This window comes from Alteromonas sp. ABH4_453, from assembly GCF_056160665.1.
In genome coordinates, this window is the sequence record NZ_JBSWXP010000001.1 from 437,771 (window position 1) to 453,505 (window position 15,735).

Annotated in this window: 17 protein-coding genes; 6 read left to right on the plus strand and 11 right to left on the minus strand. The window is 44.2% G+C overall.

Annotated elements, in window-relative coordinates; translation table 11 throughout:
• Window position 1: 1 nt before the first annotated feature.
• The 4 genes from ACXAGV_RS01850 to yacG all read left to right on the plus strand — a co-directional run bounded on the left by ACXAGV_RS01850 (window position 2) and on the right by yacG (window position 2,959).
• Complete coding sequence (locus tag ACXAGV_RS01850; RefSeq protein ID WP_474871378.1) at window positions 2-919, plus strand: prepilin peptidase; 918 nt, start codon at window positions 2-4, stop codon at window positions 917-919.
• An 18-nt stretch (window positions 920-937) separates the two neighbouring features.
• The gene (gene coaE / locus ACXAGV_RS01855) at window positions 938-1,549 is read left to right on the plus strand and encodes a dephospho-CoA kinase (RefSeq protein WP_474871380.1); all 612 of its coding nucleotides are present in this window, start codon (window positions 938-940) and stop codon (window positions 1,547-1,549) included.
• A gap of 335 nt (window positions 1,550-1,884) precedes the next feature.
• Entirely contained in the window at window positions 1,885-2,637 is a 753-nt protein-coding gene (zapD, locus tag ACXAGV_RS01860; RefSeq protein WP_474871382.1) for a cell division protein ZapD, read from the plus strand.
• A 94-nt stretch (window positions 2,638-2,731) separates the two neighbouring features.
• Window positions 2,732-2,959 carry a DNA gyrase inhibitor YacG gene (gene yacG / locus ACXAGV_RS01865; RefSeq protein WP_474871384.1) on the plus strand — a complete coding sequence of 76 codons (228 nt, stop codon included), beginning with the start codon at window positions 2,732-2,734 and terminating at the stop codon, window positions 2,957-2,959.
• 52 nt (window positions 2,960-3,011) lie between these two features.
• Here the strand turns inward: yacG and ACXAGV_RS01870 are convergent, their stop codons facing one another.
• Window positions 3,012-3,422: a MerR family transcriptional regulator gene (locus tag ACXAGV_RS01870; RefSeq protein ID WP_474871385.1), complete on the minus strand. Its 411-nt coding sequence runs from the start codon at window positions 3,420-3,422 to the stop codon at window positions 3,012-3,014.
• A gap of 91 nt (window positions 3,423-3,513) precedes the next feature.
• Here ACXAGV_RS01870 and ACXAGV_RS01875 point away from each other — a divergent pair, with 91 nt between their 5' ends.
• Complete coding sequence (locus ACXAGV_RS01875; protein WP_474871387.1) at window positions 3,514-4,755, plus strand: NADH:flavin oxidoreductase/NADH oxidase family protein; 1,242 nt, start codon at window positions 3,514-3,516, stop codon at window positions 4,753-4,755.
• A 180-nt stretch (window positions 4,756-4,935) separates the two neighbouring features.
• A complete protein-coding gene (locus ACXAGV_RS01880) occupies window positions 4,936-5,808 on the plus strand; it encodes an aspartoacylase (RefSeq protein ID WP_474871389.1) in 873 nt (290 codons plus the stop codon).
• 214 nt (window positions 5,809-6,022) lie between these two features.
• Here the strand turns inward: ACXAGV_RS01880 and ACXAGV_RS01885 are convergent, their stop codons facing one another.
• The 10 genes from ACXAGV_RS01885 to ACXAGV_RS01930 are packed head-to-tail and all read right to left on the minus strand — an operon-like array spanning window position 6,023 to window position 15,733.
• Window positions 6,023-7,312 (minus strand): methyl-accepting chemotaxis protein, encoded by a 1,290-nt coding sequence (locus ACXAGV_RS01885; protein WP_474871391.1) that lies wholly within the window; start codon window positions 7,310-7,312, stop codon window positions 6,023-6,025.
• Between the two features lie 9 nt (window positions 7,313-7,321).
• On the minus strand, window positions 7,322-7,690 hold the full coding sequence (locus tag ACXAGV_RS01890; RefSeq protein WP_474871394.1) for a response regulator: 369 nt from the start codon (window positions 7,688-7,690) through the stop codon (window positions 7,322-7,324).
• The gene (locus tag ACXAGV_RS01895) at window positions 7,687-8,442 is read right to left on the minus strand and encodes a ParA family protein (RefSeq protein WP_474871396.1); all 756 of its coding nucleotides are present in this window, start codon (window positions 8,440-8,442) and stop codon (window positions 7,687-7,689) included. Before ACXAGV_RS01895 ends, ACXAGV_RS01890 begins: the two co-directional genes overlap by 4 nt.
• Window positions 8,439-8,696: a hypothetical protein gene (locus ACXAGV_RS01900; RefSeq protein WP_039218621.1), complete on the minus strand. Its 258-nt coding sequence runs from the start codon at window positions 8,694-8,696 to the stop codon at window positions 8,439-8,441. The genes ACXAGV_RS01895 and ACXAGV_RS01900 overlap by 4 nt, the downstream gene beginning before the upstream one ends.
• A complete protein-coding gene (locus ACXAGV_RS01905) occupies window positions 8,687-11,233 on the minus strand; it encodes a chemotaxis protein CheA (RefSeq protein ID WP_474871398.1) in 2,547 nt (848 codons plus the stop codon). The genes ACXAGV_RS01900 and ACXAGV_RS01905 overlap by 10 nt, the downstream gene beginning before the upstream one ends.
• Window positions 11,233-11,601: a response regulator gene (locus ACXAGV_RS01910; RefSeq protein ID WP_039218627.1), complete on the minus strand. Its 369-nt coding sequence runs from the start codon at window positions 11,599-11,601 to the stop codon at window positions 11,233-11,235. Before ACXAGV_RS01910 ends, ACXAGV_RS01905 begins: the two co-directional genes overlap by 1 nt.
• 1 nt (window position 11,602) lies before the next feature.
• Window positions 11,603-12,457 carry a CheR family methyltransferase gene (locus ACXAGV_RS01915; protein ID WP_334049715.1) on the minus strand — a complete coding sequence of 285 codons (855 nt, stop codon included), beginning with the start codon at window positions 12,455-12,457 and terminating at the stop codon, window positions 11,603-11,605.
• On the minus strand, window positions 12,457-13,092 hold the full coding sequence (locus ACXAGV_RS01920; RefSeq protein WP_474827277.1) for a HEAT repeat domain-containing protein: 636 nt from the start codon (window positions 13,090-13,092) through the stop codon (window positions 12,457-12,459). Before ACXAGV_RS01920 ends, ACXAGV_RS01915 begins: the two co-directional genes overlap by 1 nt.
• A 14-nt stretch (window positions 13,093-13,106) precedes the next feature.
• Complete coding sequence (cheB, locus tag ACXAGV_RS01925; protein ID WP_474871400.1) at window positions 13,107-14,144, minus strand: chemotaxis-specific protein-glutamate methyltransferase CheB; 1,038 nt, start codon at window positions 14,142-14,144, stop codon at window positions 13,107-13,109.
• Between the two features lie 41 nt (window positions 14,145-14,185).
• Entirely contained in the window at window positions 14,186-15,733 is a 1,548-nt protein-coding gene (locus ACXAGV_RS01930) for a chemotaxis protein CheW (RefSeq protein WP_474871402.1), read from the minus strand.
• Between the last annotated feature and the right edge of the window lie 2 nt (window positions 15,734-15,735).

Below are 15,735 nucleotides of genomic sequence, written 5' to 3' on the forward strand. Positions count from 1 at the left end.
CATGGACGCGATAATTACGCTTAGTCAGCTTTACCCTGCCGTATTCTATACCCTAGTCTTTTTTGTAAGCTTAATGGTTGGCAGTTTCTTGAACGTGGTGATTTACCGCTTGCCTATTATGATGGAACGCAGCTGGCAGCAAGAGTATGAAAGCTACTTTAGTGATAGCGCAAGTGGCGGTGAAAATAACAACGCCAGTATACCTGCCGATGTTACGACACCCGCAACTGCGGAAGCTTTCAACCTAGTAAAACCAGACAGTACCTGCCCAAGCTGCGGCCACAAAATTCGCGCATGGGAAAATGTACCTGTTATTAGCTATCTGTTCCTTAAAGGTAAATGCGCTAAGTGCAAAGTTGGAATATCCGTTCGTTACCCGCTTGTTGAGCTGTTTACGGCCATAGCCTGTACCTTCGCTGCGTATCAGTTCGGCGTAACTTCACAGGCGCTTTGGGCGGTCATTTTCACTTATATACTTGTTGCGCTGCTATTTATTGACTTAGATAAAATGCTGCTACCCGACCAGTTAACCCTCCCACTGCTGTGGCTAGGCTTACTGTTAAGTACACAAAACATATTTGTTGGCACTACCGATGCCATTATCGGTGCAGCGGCCGGTTATTTAAGCTTATGGTCTGTCTATTGGCTATTTAAATTAGCTACGGGCAAGGAAGGCATGGGCTATGGCGATTTTAAACTACTTGCAGCGCTTGGCGCATTTACTGGATGGCAAGGGCTACCTGTCATTATTTTGCTGTCTTCATTTGTTGGTGCCATTGCAGGGATACTTATTATGGTTATTCAAAACAAGGGTAAATCGTTAGCAATTCCTTTTGGCCCCTATTTGGCCGTGGCAGGCTGGCTGACGCTGCTTTACAAAGAAGAAATCATTACTGCCTATCTTAATGCAGTGCTTTAACTAAAAGGCGTAACGATTATGGATAAACGACAGACTTTCGTAGTGGGCCTTACCGGCGGTATAGGCAGCGGTAAATCGGCTGCAACTGCCATTTTTGAAAACCTTGGTATTGACATTATTGATGCTGATGAAGTCGCACGAGAGGTAGTTGAAGTTGGTTCAGAAGGCTTACAGCAAATAGCCGCGCATTTTGGTGAAACCATTTTGCTAGAAGATGGTAGCCTTAATCGCGCCGCCCTTCGCGAAAGGGTGTTTGCCGCTGAAGAAGAAAAAATTTGGTTGAACAGCCTGCTGCACCCGCTTATCCGCTCTCGTATGCAGCAGCTTATTAGTGAGTCGACCTCATCCTATTGCATTTTGTCTGTACCCTTACTTGTTGAGAACAAACTAACTGAAATGTGCAACCATGTTGTGGTGGTAGATTGTCCAGAAACATTGCAGCTTGAACGGGCGTTAAAACGGGACGGCAGCACTGAGCAAACCATAAAAAGTATTATGGCTTCGCAGGCCTCACGTTTAGAGCGTATTGATGCGGCAAATGACGTACTGGATAACAGCACGACCTTAGAAGCACTTGCCAGTCAAATATCGACTCTACACCAGAAACTACAAAGCCTTGCTTCAGCATAAGCGTAAGTGGTTTGCAAAATAGCAAACCGCTTATACATCTCTCTTTATTATCTACCTTTCCTGTTTCGCGTATCTGGCTTTCTCTTGTGTCTTTCTCTCAAGCCTTACCATTCTTTTCTTAACATTCCTTTTCTTACCCTCCCTTTTCTTATAACAGGCCCTTTCGGTCAACAGCGCTACTTTTTGAAACTTTTTTAACCAAATAGCGTCAAAGTAAGCATTTGTCGAACAAGTAGACTTGGCTTAAATGCCTTGATGCTTTAGGCTTGCTGTAATTCGCCGTACTACAAGGTTGTAGTGTCGTTTCTCTAAGTCTATGTGTTTTAAGGGGTTCCATGGGTAGCGCTGTATTCGAGTTTCCACTAAAGGAAAAAGTACGTAACTATTTACGTGTTGAGCAGCTGCTTGGTCAACTTAAAATAACGGCTAAATCAGAACACACACATCTTCAGCTTGTGTTTTTTGAGCAACTTTTCGCGCTTCTTGATCTAATAGAAAGGCTCGACCTTCGTTCAGATCTCACTAAAGATCTTGAAGCTCATGAAAAGAACTTAGTCTACTGGTCGAAGCACCCTAAAATAGACAGTACAGCGTTAGAGCAAGCGCTAAAAACCGTACTTACCTTGAAGCAAAAGCTGAAAACAGATCGGCGTTTTGGAAGCGCGCTAAAAGACGATAAACTTTTAAGTGCGATAAGACAACGATTTGCTATACCTGGCGGCGCATGTAGCTTCGACCTTCCTAATTTGCACTTTTGGTTACAGCAGCCACTTGAACAGCGTCAAAACGAAATTGCACAATGGTTAGAGACTTTAGGGCTTCTTGACGATGCAATTGCGGTTAGCCTGTCGTTTATCCGCGAGCGAGGTCAGTTTGTAAATGCAGTGGCCGAGAACGGCTTTTACCAAGGCGCTGCGGAAGATAAAAACGAACTGATACGCGTAAAATGCAGTGTAGATGACGGCTACTACCCAACCTTAAGTGGCAACAAATACCGTTACGCCCTGCGCTTTATGTTGTTTTCCCCGCAAGAAGGCCAAAATAGTGCAGTTGAAAACGATATTCAGTTTCGGTTAGCGGCCTGCTAAACTTCGCTTCTATTAAATAATTTTCGTCTTAGGTACTGTCTTTTTTCATTTTTCATAGATTGTGCCGCAAAGACGTATTTCACTGGAGTCTATTATGGAAGTGAAATGCCCTATTTGTGCCAAACAGGTTGTTTGGGCACCAACTAGCGAATATCGCCCTTTTTGCAGCAAGAAATGTCAACTTATTGATTTAGGCGAATGGGCTGCAGAAGACAGAAAAATTGCGGGAAAACCAGCTGAAGATGCCACACCGCAACATATTGATGTGGAAGAAATAGAGGCGATGTTGGCACAGCAATCTGACGACTTTTTCAAACATTAACGAGCACGTGCACCATCATAGTGATGGTGCATTAGGTTAACGAATATTGTACTTAAGTAACAGTTTCAAGCTCGGCCAATAAACCATCTATCTCGCACGCACTCATGCAGTGCCCTGCCTCCCACAATTCAGCTAGCCGCGCTGTAAGCCTGTCCATTTGCAACTTTTGTCGTGTGAGCTTTGCTAGTAGATGCTCAATTTCTTTATTTCTCTCCTTTAGGTGCTCCATAACTTGTTGATGGTCTAACCCCTCACCATTGGCTAAAAGTCCCGGCAAATCATCTAGTGAAAAGCCCAAGCTCGTAGCAAACTTTATCACTTTCAAACGTTCAACAGCTTGGTTATCGTATAATCGATAACCCTTAGCGGTCCGAGGCGCTTTAGGCAATAGGCCTTTTTGTTCGTAAAAACGAATGGTGCTGGTTGGCAAATCAATTGATTTTGATAGCTCTCCAATGCGCATAACAACTCATCTCTATAATTTATACTTGACCTTAAAGTTAGCTTTAAGCTTAAAGTAACGTCAACTTTATTTGCAACGCGAGAACAGTTTTATGCCATCAAATGCCTTTACCCCTTTTACCTTACCCAACGGCAATCTTATAAAGAACCGGCTTGCTAAGGCTGCAATGGAAGAAAACATGGCAGAGCCACACCAGCTACCAGGAGAAGCATTACGCACGCTTTATCGTGCGTGGGCTGACGGTGGTGTTGGTTTAATCATTACAGGTAACGTGATGGTAGACCACATGGCCATGACAGGTCCAGGTGGACTAGTGCTAGAGTCACATACACCACTGTCACCTTTTGCAGAGCTTGCAAAAGAAGCGAAGAGAAACAACACCCGTTTATGGATGCAAATAAACCACCCTGGGCGTCAAGTATTCAAAAAGATGGGCGGAAAAGTTTTATCACCATCGGATGTACCGCTAGATATGGGTAAACACTCAGCTTTATTCGAACAACCGAAAGCCATGACAGAAGATGAAATTGAAGATGTAATAGCACGCTTCGTTACAACCGCTACATTGGCTAAAAGTGCTGGCTATGATGGCGTACAAATTCATGCTGCTCACGGGTATTTATTGGCTCAGTTTTTGTCACCACTCACTAATAAAAGAACGGACAGATGGGGAGGTTCTCTAGAAAACAGAGCACGACTTCTACTTGTCATTGTAGAAAAAATACAGCAAGAGTGTGGGAAAAACTTTGACATTGCAGTGAAACTTAACTCTGCGGATTTTCAAAGAGGCGGGTTCGATGTTGATGATGCTATTGACGTTGTTACCCTTCTCGAGTCATTGCAAATTGATTTGGTTGAGCTATCTGGAGGGAGTTATGAGTCACCTGCTATGCAGGGTCGAACGGCAGACGACAGGACACTGTCTCGTGAAGCTTACTTTCTTGAATTTGCGGCCCAAATCGCAAAAGCAACAAAACTTCCAGTAATGACAACCGGTGGGATACGAAGACTTTCCATTGCCGAGAATGTAATCAGTAGTGGCGTTCAAATGGTCGGTATTGCTAGCGCACTTGCTTTAACACCTGACCTGCCTAACCAATGGCAAAGCTCGCCTCTTATTGAAGGTGTCATACCTGTGGTGAATTGGAAAGATAAAACATTGGCTGGTCTAGCGACGATGGCACAAGTGAAACGTCAGCTTCGCAGAATTGGACATGGTAAACCAGCTGTTTCAAATGCCAACCCAATCATTTCTTTGTTGTTAGATCAGTTAAGGTCAGCCAGGTTGACCAAACGTTATCGTCAGCAATATTCAAGGGAAGTTTCTGAATAATCGCTGAAAATGCTGGTTAGGGCTATTTTCGAAAGCCACAGTCTCATGTAGTATTTCATCACTAATCGATGACTGTGGCACATCATCAATTGTGTTACGTATACTGATGTCATGTTCGCTCAACGATTTCATTTTTAGTGCTGCTCTAATTTGGTAAGCACTGACTTCAAAGGAAATTCAATGTTTAAATCAATTGCACTTGTTGGTGGTACTCATGGCAATGAGACCAGTGGTATTCAGCTTATTCGAAACTGGCAGCAATTTGGGCTACCTTCGCGATTTAATGAGCTAAATATATCGTTGAACATTGCCAATGAAGCGGCCCTTGATGCGAACGTGCGTTTTGTAGAAGAAGATTTAAACCGTCAGTTTACCTTTGAGCGTTTATCAGATAACAGCACCGCTAAAGAAGCCGAGCTTGCTAAATCGCTAAATGAGAAACTTGGCCCAAAGGGCAAGTCAAACACCGATTTTGTGATTGATATCCATAATACCACCAGCGAAATGGGCGCTACGCTAATCATTTTAGAAGCGGATGAGTTTCACATTCAGCTAGCACGGTTCGTTAAGCAACAAATGCCTGAAGCAAATATTTTGGTGGAAGACGAAAAGCCTTATCTGGAGCACGGTTATTTATGTACCACTGGTAAGAAAGGCGTAATGATTGAAGTGGGTGGTCAGCCACAGGGGGTGCTGAGAGAGGATGTTTACCTTCTAACGCAAACCATGGCCGAGGCCATTTTAGATTTTTGTGTTGCTTATAATAATCAAGAGATAAAAACAGACGCATTGCCAGCGTGTGAAGCGTTTCGCTTAGGTGAAAACGTCGGCTTTCCTTTAGATAGAAATGGCGCACGTACCGCGATGATCCACCACTCATTGCAAGATAATGATTTTAAACCCTTGCTACCAGGTTCTCCCATGTTTAGAACCTTTGATGGAAAAGATATCCCGTGGGATGGGGAAAAAGAAACCTATCCGCATTTTATAAATGAAGCGGCGTACTTTAAGCTGGACGTTGCGTTTGCTACATCTGACCGTATCACCCTTTAGGCAATACAGGTTGGTTACTCTGCAAGTTTCAAAAGTTAACGCCGAAACCAACTGGCGATATCAAAAAAACGCTTAAAGCATTAAATAGAAAAATGCCGGTCAGAGACCGACTGGCATTTTTGTTGTAAGGTAGGCTTTCTCGCACGTCAGCCTAAGTTTCACGGCTCGCTCAACTTAAAGAAATGAACATAGGCGGCACCTGAGTCAGAGTATGTTAAAAAAGCTCTATCTTCGGCTCTCGCGCCTCTTCAAACTCATTCTTTTCTTCTGGCGAAGATTCATTAATATCAAAGTGGATTTTACGCTGGTCTTCCATCACATATTTTTCAAACATTTCTTTAGTGCTTAAATTAAACGACTCATCAAAATGCTCGCGGTTATTAATGTAAGAAGAAAACTGTCCAAACAGACTAACAATGGCGTCTTGCTCTAGCTTCACGTGTTCGGTGCGCTGGCGAATAATATCTTGGAATTGAATTTTTGCGATTGCCCCACTTACTTTAAATGCAACCTCTGTTGCACTTTGCGAGAAGCATGCCAGCATCTTGGGGTTAAGATCTTCTAGTACACGATAGTGTGCAGTTATATTTTCCAGCGACTCAGAAAACCCTGTTAGTAATTCACACGTATCGTTCGCACGTGTTGAATTAAGCATTTTTTCACCTTGAACATGTGCAGCATCCAGCGCTGATTTTATGCCCGACTCTATTTTGTCAGCCGCTTCTGAAGACTGTGACGATAGAATGCGCACTTGTTCAGCTACCACGGCAAACCCGCGCCCATATTCGCCAGCACGCGCTGCTTCAATTGCCGCATTGAGCGCTAACAAGTTGGTTTGGGACGCAATATTTTTGACAAGTTCGGTAAGCTCTTTAAGATTTTCAACCTCACGCATTACCCCTTGAATAGCTTCAGTATCTGCAATCTGTTGCGCTCGCTGCGTGCTGATCATTTCTTTTATATTGGAGAGGCGCTGAGCTGCAATTTCAAATTCGTCCGCACTTTTTTCTTTACAGCTTATGGCATTTTTCTGACCTAATTCAACATTATCTATACTGTCTTGAATACTGCTTTCAATTTCATACAGCGCTTTCATCAACTCCATTGAAGCGTCTTCAGTTATTGCACTTATGCCGTCCATCTGGCCTTTCAATATGGCCACGTAGTCATTAACCTGAGTATGTGTTTCGCTTAATTGGGAGGAGGTTTCCTGCAGATAACTCTCTTGGCTTTTGAGCTTATTCGTAAACACCTGGTTTTGTCTGCGTACATACCATGGCATAAAACTGGCCATTCCTAAGATAGTCATTAAGACACCAGCGTGAACGCCCATTAACTCAAGAGGAATGCTCAAAGACCCAACAATTCCAACTAATGCCACGCTCAATAGGCCGCCCCAAAGTAAAAGCGAATCCTGCATGCTACCTGTCTTTTCCTTAAGCACTTTTACTTTCTCAGCGAGCACTGTTTCGTAATACTGCTTTGCTTTTTCAAGTACTTTCATGTCTCTACCTTATGCAGCTGGTACCAACTGCTTTACTACACCTAACAATTGCTCTGGCTCGACGGGTTTGACAAGCCAGCCTGTAGCACCAGCAGCTTTCGCTTCTTCTCGACGACTTTGCTGCGATTCCGTAGTTAACATCAACATGGGGGTAAATCTAAATTTCGATTGCTGCTTCAATGTTTTTATTAGCTCGATACCATTCATACCTGGCATGTTTAGGTCAGTAATAATCAACTTGGGCGATATTGATTCAAGCGCTGTCATAGCCGCCTCCGCACTTTCTGACTTTGTTACCGTATAGCCTGCCCGCTTTAGCAGCATTTCCATACTCATCAGCATTGTTGCTGAATCATCTACTAAGTGTATTGCGCTCATTGCATTACCTCTTGTTTATAGCCGATTAACTGTTTACACAATTCAGTATAGTCTCGAGCTCCACGACTGTGAGGCGCATAGGCAAATACCGGCTTTTTTTTTGCGAATGCTTCGGCTAATGTTATGTTTTTATGTATTGGACTAAGCACTTTATTTCGACCATAGCGGCCGTACCAGTTGCTCAATTCTTGGCGATGTAGCTTTAAGTTTTGCTCTACCATTACCGGCAAAATGGTTAAGCTTGTCGCTCTAAACTTGCGCTCTGCCATGGCCTTGCGACACGCATTTAACAGCTTTTGTACACCGTCGCTTGCAAGTGGCATTGGCGTAGCAGGTATAATGATATCCGTAGCGGCGGACAGTGCTGCCATTAGCTGAGAGCTTAGCGTTGGCGGCGTGTCGATAATAACGATATCGAAATACGTCGATACTTGGTCGCTATCGCACCACAAACGGATAGCGTCTAATGCAATATCATCGTTAGTGTTTGCGCGCGTGGTGTCGACATTGGTGGCGTATATTTTTTCACTACATTTAACAACCGAAGTAAAAAAGCCTTTAAGAGGCATGGTGGTTATGATGTTTTGCGACTCAGTGCCAAGCGCCGTCAAGCCTTGCATCACGTGCCCTTGATTATCTAAATCCAGAACTAAAACACGGTTGCCATGTTGCGCCAAACCAAAAGCAAGGTTGACCACTGTAGTAGTCTTTGCTGTCCCACCTTTGCGATTCGCAACCGTGATCACTCTCATTCACACCACACTTTATTGTTGTCTGATTGAAGCATTTCTACTATCCAATATAGTTCTGACGATTCGGGCTGTACACTAACCTTTGGTCGTAAGCACAGTAGCACTTGGAAAACTGCAGTATGTGCTGTTGTTAACGTCTTCAAGTTCAACTGTCGCGAGGCGTCCTCTGTCAGCCAACTAAATAGGGTTTCGGCCTCTTCAATTTCACAATGCCCAGTAAGCACTGCTACTTTTTTCTTGTACGTTACAGGCATGTGGATAAAACCTCCTGCACATTAATTATGAGCAATACCCTTCCATCTCCAAGCAATGCTGTACCTGAGAAATGGGAGTAGCCAGCAAGGACGCCTTCAAGGGGTTTTTGAATAACGTCAATACCTTCATGAAACTTATCAATAATAAGTCCAAACTCGCCCTGCGGCGTTGACACAACTAATACCGAGTGTTCCTCTTTACCGTCGTCAGGTTCGAACCCGAGCGCATTTCGCAAATTACAAAGCGGTATTAATTTATCGCGTATCACCAACACGTTTTCATTGCGAATTCGCTGAATGTCCTGTGTAGGAACTTTCACCGTCTCTACTACCGCATCCATACTTACGCCAAACATTTGATCGTTTACTTCAAACATCATGACGCGATTCACTGACATAGTCTGAGGAAGAAGCAACTTGAACGTAGAGCCTACGCCAACCTCACTATGCATCTCTATAGTACCGCCTGCCTGACTTACCATGGTTTTTACTGCGTCCATGCCCACCCCTCGACCGGACAGGTCCGACACTTGTTCACTGGTAGAAAACCCTGCGGCGAAAATCAGCTGAAGTGCCTCATTATCATCTATGCTCTCAAGCTGAGATTCCGTTATTACGCCTTTTTGAAAAGCGAGAAGCTTAATTTTATGGGGATCAATGCCCTTTCCATCGTCACGTATTTCAATAATGACACTGTCATCAAGGGGAGTAGCAATTAAATCAATACGCCCAGTTTCAGGCTTTCCCGCCTCTATTCTGTCTTCGGGTGATTCAATACCATGGTCAATGCTATTGCGCAGTAGATGAATGAGAGGCTCAGATAAAGACTCAATTAAATTTTTATCGAACTCGGTGTCTTCACCCTGCATACAAAGTTCGATTTTTTTGTCGAGTTTTCTCGATAAATCTCTGACCAACCTTGGATAGCGCTGGAAAACATGAGAAACCGGCACCATTCGTATCTGCAATACTGCACTTTGCAATGACTCGGTTAAACGATTAACAATTGAAAAATGCGCTTTTATCTGTTTGCTAAGCTTTTTACTTCCACCTTCTTCTTCAGCTTGCTTCGCCAAATAAGGAAGTGAATTTTTTGCAACCGTTAGTTCGCCGACTATGTCCATTAAATAGTCAATTTTGCTTTGGTCGACTTTGAGCATCTTGACGGCTTGTCGTTCAGCTTTAGCCGGTTGAGAAGTCTCTTCTTCTGCTGTCTGCGTCTCTATTTCGTTTGTCGTGTCGGTAGTTTCAACAACAATGTCCTGCTCTTCAGCGGTGTCGTTTGACGCGTCTTCTATCGCAACATTAATTGCGCTTATTAGCTCCGCTTCATCGCTGAATGTTTGCTTTAGCACATTGCCGACAAGCATCGAAATTGAAGGAAACATAAATTCTGCGTTATAGCCTTCAGAGTTGATCAATGCTAATTGTTGCGTTAATAACTCTTTTTCATGTGGTAATAAGCCCTCTTTACCAGGCTCAATAGCACCGCTGGCCGGGTCGTCCACAGAGCCCTCTGGACCGCCGACTTGTTTGTCGTCATCAAGAAACGTAAGATCGTGATCAGATGATAGAAATGACAACACCGCTTTTGTTGGCATAGCGTGTGTTTGCGACGCTAGTAAAAGCCCAGCGGTCGACTGCAGCATATTGGTATCACCAGTCTCACGAGCCGTTTTTAAAGCCTCATTTAACGCTTCATCATTAAGCTGCGCCACGCTATCGAGAATCTTGTCTTTACAGCGATATTTAAGCGCCTGCTGAGTAAGCTTATGTAGTTTATACTGACCTTCATAATAGGCCATATGCGTCACAACAGCGTCTTCGCTCGCCTCGCCAAGGGCCGTTATTTTTAAAACACATTGATAAACATCGGCATCAGCGGCCATCGCGGGCGCGTTGATTTCGAACGCGCGCAAACCCGGCAGCGCCAGTGCGACATTCACAGGGTCCTCACCGCGAAAAAAGCAACCTTCATCAGGCGTATATTCCATGACATACAGTTCCGATGATGCGCTTTTCGATAATAACGCTATATCCGCATTGTCATCGAACGCTTCAAGCGCAGTGGCTACTGAATCAACGATTTCGTTGGTACTGCTATCAGCGTGAGTGACAGTGTCTTGCTTAGCTGTATTTGCACCAGCTTGAGATGGGTCGATGAAGGCTCTCAGTTGTGCACTTAAATCGCCAGAGATTGGCTGCCATTCAGCAAGCTTTTGAGTTCCATTTTCTAGCTCATCAAACCACATAGATATCTGGTCTAGCGCCTCGAGAAGTAGGTCACCAATTTCGTCGTTGTAATCAACCTCTTTAGATCGCACGCTGTCTAGCAAATCTTCCGCGGCATGAGCCAAACGCGTTAGTGGTTTTATATCGAATAAGTCTGACGAACCTTTGATAGTGTGTAAATCTCTGAAGATTTTGTCCACTTTGTCCGATGATGGGCCAGAGGCCTGTATCTCAATAAGTTCTTGGCTTGCAGACTCTAGGTTCTCTCGAGACTCACCGATAAATACGTCGAGTAGTTCACTCATTAGCTACCTCCTAATACCGCGCTAACCACAGACTTAAGTGAGTCAGCGTCCACAGGCTTAGTCATGTAGAAATTTGCACCGCATTGATAGGCTCGTTGCGCGTCTTGAGTCGCAGACTCTGTACTTATCATGATGATGGGAACAGCGCGCAAAAGCTCGTTTTGCCGTATTTCTTTACAGAGTCGGTAACCGTCCATTTTCGGCATATTCACATCGACCAAAAACAAATCGATAGGTGTGCCAATGGCTTTTTCCAGCGCTTCCACACCATTTTCAGCTTCTTCTACGACGCGATCGTCCGAAGATACCAGCATTTTATGAAACATTCTGACTGTAGACGCATCGTCAACTATCATTACCGTTTTCATGTTACGCCCCTCCTGCAAGTGGCTTTTGGTAGGCAATAACATCACCGAACTTACGCACTTTAAACATAGACGATATACGGCTCATTGACTCACTATGACCTAAAAAGATGTAGCCTCCCGGCTTCATCGCATCAAACAATACATGTGCTGCTTTTTTGCGCGACTCATCGTCGAAATAAATGAGCAGATTTCGGCAAAATACCAAGTCAAAATGTCGAAACCCCTTCATGTTTGTACCTGATAGAATATTGGCTAGCGAAAATGAAACCGATTCTCTTATGTCGTCACATAGCTGAAATTGGCCGTTGGTTTCTATGAAGTACTTTTTTACCAACGCGGTTGGAATGTTCTGCACCGAGCGCTTTGAATAAAGCCCTTTTTTAGCAGACGCTAGAACATTGCTGTCAATATCTGAAGACGCAATCTCTACATCTCGATGAGCTAGCCCTTTCCAGTTTTCTATAAGATGAATTGCTATAGAGTACGGCTCTTCGCCCGTACTTGAAGGCACCGACCAAATCCGTAAGTCTTCTCCAGGTGGGCGATAACTATCGAGCTCATCCATGATATAGCGTGTCATTGCATCAAATTGGTACTCTTCGCGGAAAAAGTAGGTTTCATTCACTGTCATTGCGTTGACTAGGTTTTGAAACTCTTCACCCGACGCTTGGAACCGCATAAAGGTAAAATAACTTTTGAAGTTAGTGTGCCCCGTAGCTTTCATTCGCTCGTGTAGACGTTTATCAACAAAATAACGTTTCGAATTTTCAAAATGGATCCCGGTTTTTCGGTAAAACATCGACCGAAAGCGCTCGAAATCAGCAACAGCAATTTTTTCCAACGTTTCTGGAGTCATTACGCACTCCCTAATTGATTTCGAATTAGGCTAATGACAAAAGAAATGTAGGCATGATTAGGAAAACGGCTTTCAACAGTTTGCAATATTTCATGGGTAGAGCTATCAGATACTTCTGCAAGCTTGTCTAAAGCTGTACCCACAACATTTTCATTGTCGTCATTAAGTGCAATATGATGCAGCCAATTTAACGCATCGGGGTGTGCTACTGCGCCAATAATGTCTACACAAAAAATACGCGTATCTGGGTCATCATCTTGCATAAGTTTATGCACATTGTGTGCGAACAAATCAGGGTTTTGTTGCATAATTTCAATAGCACCGTTACGCAATTGTACTTGTTCGCTCTTCAACATGCCTATTAGTTGAGATGCATCGGCATCCGTCATATTGTGCTCAAGCGCACTAAATAATGCTTCGATAACGGTAGGGTCATTTTCTGCCGGTAGTCGCGCTAAAAAGGCCTTGTGCGCATTTTCTTCACCGCTTAAATCCCGCACGGCCCAGCGCCTTACGCTGCTGTCTGGGGAGGCTAAATCAGCTACCAGCTGCTGTGGCGTTCGTTGAGCACTGCGCTTTTCTTCTTGTTGAATTACTATGTCGTCACTGGCGTTTGATTTCTTTTTTAAACCCATAACACTTGCTCCTGTTATCGACAAAGTGCATTCAACTTTGACACTATTTTAGGACTGTCTAATACATGACTAGCGCAGCCGGCCTCTATCAGTTCTTTTGGCATACCGAATACAACAGCTGTTGCTTCACTCTCGGCAATTGTTGTAGCACCACCTTTGTATGCTTTGCTCATTGCAGCTACGCCATCGCTGCCCATTCCAGTTAGCTGTACACACAGCATGGCGAGTGGTTCATAGCAATTCAGTGCGCTATCGACCATACGATCGACACTGGGGTGCCATAAAAAGCTGGGACTCGCCGGTACAGGGCGAACGTGAATATCCGCACCCGCTTTGGAAAAAGCTAAATCAGCATCGCCCTTCGCCAAGTAGATTTTGCCCGCTTCAAGAATCATTCTTGAGTCAACTTCGACAACTGTTAGCGGACTTAAGCCATCGAGTCGCTTGGCCAATGCTTGGGTAAACGAAGCTGGCATATGCTGTGAAATCACAATGGGTGCTGGAAATGTGGGCGATATATTCGTTACTAGGTGTTCCAGCTTTCGCGGCCCGCCAGTTGAGACGCCTATCATTACAATTTCAAAGGGCGTGCTTTTATTGTTCCTCACCACACGCTGCTTTACGACGGGGGGCGCCTTGATAGTGGGGCGCTGTGCCCTTCCCGTCTTTGCTAACGCATTTATTTTGTTGATTAAAGGCGTTTCGATGTCGGAAATGTCTCGGCTAACAGTGCCCCCTGTTTTCAGTACAAAGTCGCTGGCGCCTAATGCTAATGCTTCAAGAGTAATAGCCGCACCTTTTTGCGTTAGCGAAGAAACCATAATAGTAGGACATGGATACAAGTTTCTTAATAAGGCCAAACATGTCATACCGTCCATCACAGGCATATTAATATCAAGCGTTATACAATCGGGTTTAAACTCGACCGCTTTAGAAAGGGCTTCTTCACCGTTTCTTGCAACCTGGACAATGAACCCCTCTTTTTCAAACAATTGAGTAAAGAGTTTGCGCATTAACGCAGAGTCATCCACCGCAAGTACCTTTACCGACATAGCTTCTCCTATTAATCAACCAAGTAAGATAGCCTACTTAACTAGCATTGCGCCTGCGCTTGAGCCACGGCGTTATCATTTAACAAAACGTTCGGCTCTATAATTTGAATAATGCGCTTTTCGTCGTTTAATTTTATTAATCGACTTAAAAATTCAGACTGCATTTCTGACAACGAAGGCGCTGTTTCAATGGTTTGCTTGACCACAGTTTTTACCTCTGCTACGCCATCAACAATGAAGCCAGTGCGCTGCTTATCCTTCGTTAACACAACAATTCGCTGCCGTTCAGATGATTCACTGCTTGGAATGCCTAGACGACTTCTTAAGTCGATGACAGGTAGCACCGTGCCACGCAGATTTACAATCCCTCTTAAATAATCGGGGGTACTTGGAATGCTCTCTAGCTTTTCAGGTACTCGGGTTATTTCTTGGGTGTCATCAATGCTTACGCCATATTCCTGACCATTAATCCAGAATATGACGTATTGCTCGCAATCATCTTCATTGATGGCGCCCTCGTTATTCTCGCTCATCTGTGACTCCTGCTTTATGCCTTCATCCAGCGAACTCAACGCTGTCATGAGCGCTCGGCTGTAGACATTGTTTAGGTTTATTATAGATACCAGACGCTTGCCGCCATCGCTTCTGTACACTGCTTCAAGAACCCCTGACTCAGCGCCGTCATTGCAGACAGAAGGCACGGTCTCTAGTTCGCTTTCAGAAATGGAAACCACATTGCTTACTTTGGCAACAACAAACCCTACGCTGCCGAAGTCGCTGTTCTGAGCAATGACAATACGTGAGGCCTCATTAATTTGCGTATGGACCATGCCAATGCAGTTTGCTAAATCGACGATGGGAATTATTCGACCTCGCAAATTCACTAGCCCTAGCACTGATGGTGCACTTTCTGGTAGTTGAGAAATTTCACTGGGTACACGAACAATTTCTTCTACATCTTGTAAATGAAATGCGAACTCTTGATCTTCAAGAGAAAAGCAAACCAGTTGCTGCAGGCTATGATCATCTGATTCAACAATCTCGTCGTCACTGTCTATGTGATGCATTCCCGACAGTTGCATCGTATTACCATCCTGCTTTGTTACCGCTTGTGCTCTGGCTAAAGACGAAACATCGAGTATTTGTTCTACTGGCTGGTCATCTTGCTTGATAATGCCCTGCATGTATTCATAGGCGATAGATTCGGTCATCGATTTTTTATCAATTACCGTATCATTTGGCACCCCAAATACTTTCAGTACTCGGTCAACCATAAACCCAACGCTACCGAGTTCCGATTCTACAACTACCACGCGAGTCACATCGGTAATTTGTGAGCTTACACCCAGCAAAATCATGCTTAGATCATATACAGGTAAAACATTGCCTCTTAGGTTGGCTAACCCAATCATTTGAGCAGGTCCAAGTGGCACCGACACCACAGTAGGAACCCGTATTATTTCGCCTACAGAGTGCATCGGAAAAGTAAAACGCTCTTCATTCACAAGAAAGGAAACGAATTGCTGTTCACCGTCACTCGTGTCGTCCTGAAGATTTTCGGTACTTTCTACATTTGAAACATCAGTCATAA

Bases quoted from the DNA above. Each gene is read 5' to 3' on its own strand.
- ACXAGV_RS01850 (WP_474871378.1), top strand. From the start codon at position 2: ATGGACGCGATAATTACGCTTAGTCAGCTTTACCCTGCCGTATTCTAT.
- ACXAGV_RS01905 (WP_474871398.1), bottom strand. From the start codon at position 11,233: ATGAGTGAACTACTCGACGTATTTATCGGTGAGTCTCGAGAGAACCTA.
- cheB (WP_474871400.1), bottom strand. From the start codon at position 14,144: ATGTCGGTAAAGGTACTTGCGGTGGATGACTCTGCGTTAATGCGCAAA.
- ACXAGV_RS01895 (WP_474871396.1), bottom strand. From the start codon at position 8,442: ATGAGAGTGATCACGGTTGCGAATCGCAAAGGTGGGACAGCAAAGACT.
- ACXAGV_RS01870 (WP_474871385.1), bottom strand. From the start codon at position 3,422: ATGCGCATTGGAGAGCTATCAAAATCAATTGATTTGCCAACCAGCACC.
- ACXAGV_RS01885 (WP_474871391.1), bottom strand. From the start codon at position 7,312: ATGAAAGTACTTGAAAAAGCAAAGCAGTATTACGAAACAGTGCTCGCT.
- ACXAGV_RS01880 (WP_474871389.1), top strand. From the start codon at position 4,936: ATGTTTAAATCAATTGCACTTGTTGGTGGTACTCATGGCAATGAGACC.
- yacG (WP_474871384.1), top strand. From the start codon at position 2,732: ATGGAAGTGAAATGCCCTATTTGTGCCAAACAGGTTGTTTGGGCACCA.
- ACXAGV_RS01910 (WP_039218627.1), bottom strand. From the start codon at position 11,601: ATGAAAACGGTAATGATAGTTGACGATGCGTCTACAGTCAGAATGTTT.
- ACXAGV_RS01915 (WP_334049715.1), bottom strand. From the start codon at position 12,457: ATGACTCCAGAAACGTTGGAAAAAATTGCTGTTGCTGATTTCGAGCGC.
- ACXAGV_RS01900 (WP_039218621.1), bottom strand. From the start codon at position 8,696: ATGCCTGTAACGTACAAGAAAAAAGTAGCAGTGCTTACTGGGCATTGT.
- coaE (WP_474871380.1), top strand. From the start codon at position 938: ATGGATAAACGACAGACTTTCGTAGTGGGCCTTACCGGCGGTATAGGC.
- zapD (WP_474871382.1), top strand. From the start codon at position 1,885: ATGGGTAGCGCTGTATTCGAGTTTCCACTAAAGGAAAAAGTACGTAAC.
- ACXAGV_RS01930 (WP_474871402.1), bottom strand. From the start codon at position 15,733: ATGACTGATGTTTCAAATGTAGAAAGTACCGAAAATCTTCAGGACGAC.
- ACXAGV_RS01875 (WP_474871387.1), top strand. From the start codon at position 3,514: ATGCCATCAAATGCCTTTACCCCTTTTACCTTACCCAACGGCAATCTT.
- ACXAGV_RS01920 (WP_474827277.1), bottom strand. From the start codon at position 13,092: ATGGGTTTAAAAAAGAAATCAAACGCCAGTGACGACATAGTAATTCAA.
- ACXAGV_RS01890 (WP_474871394.1), bottom strand. From the start codon at position 7,690: ATGAGCGCAATACACTTAGTAGATGATTCAGCAACAATGCTGATGAGT.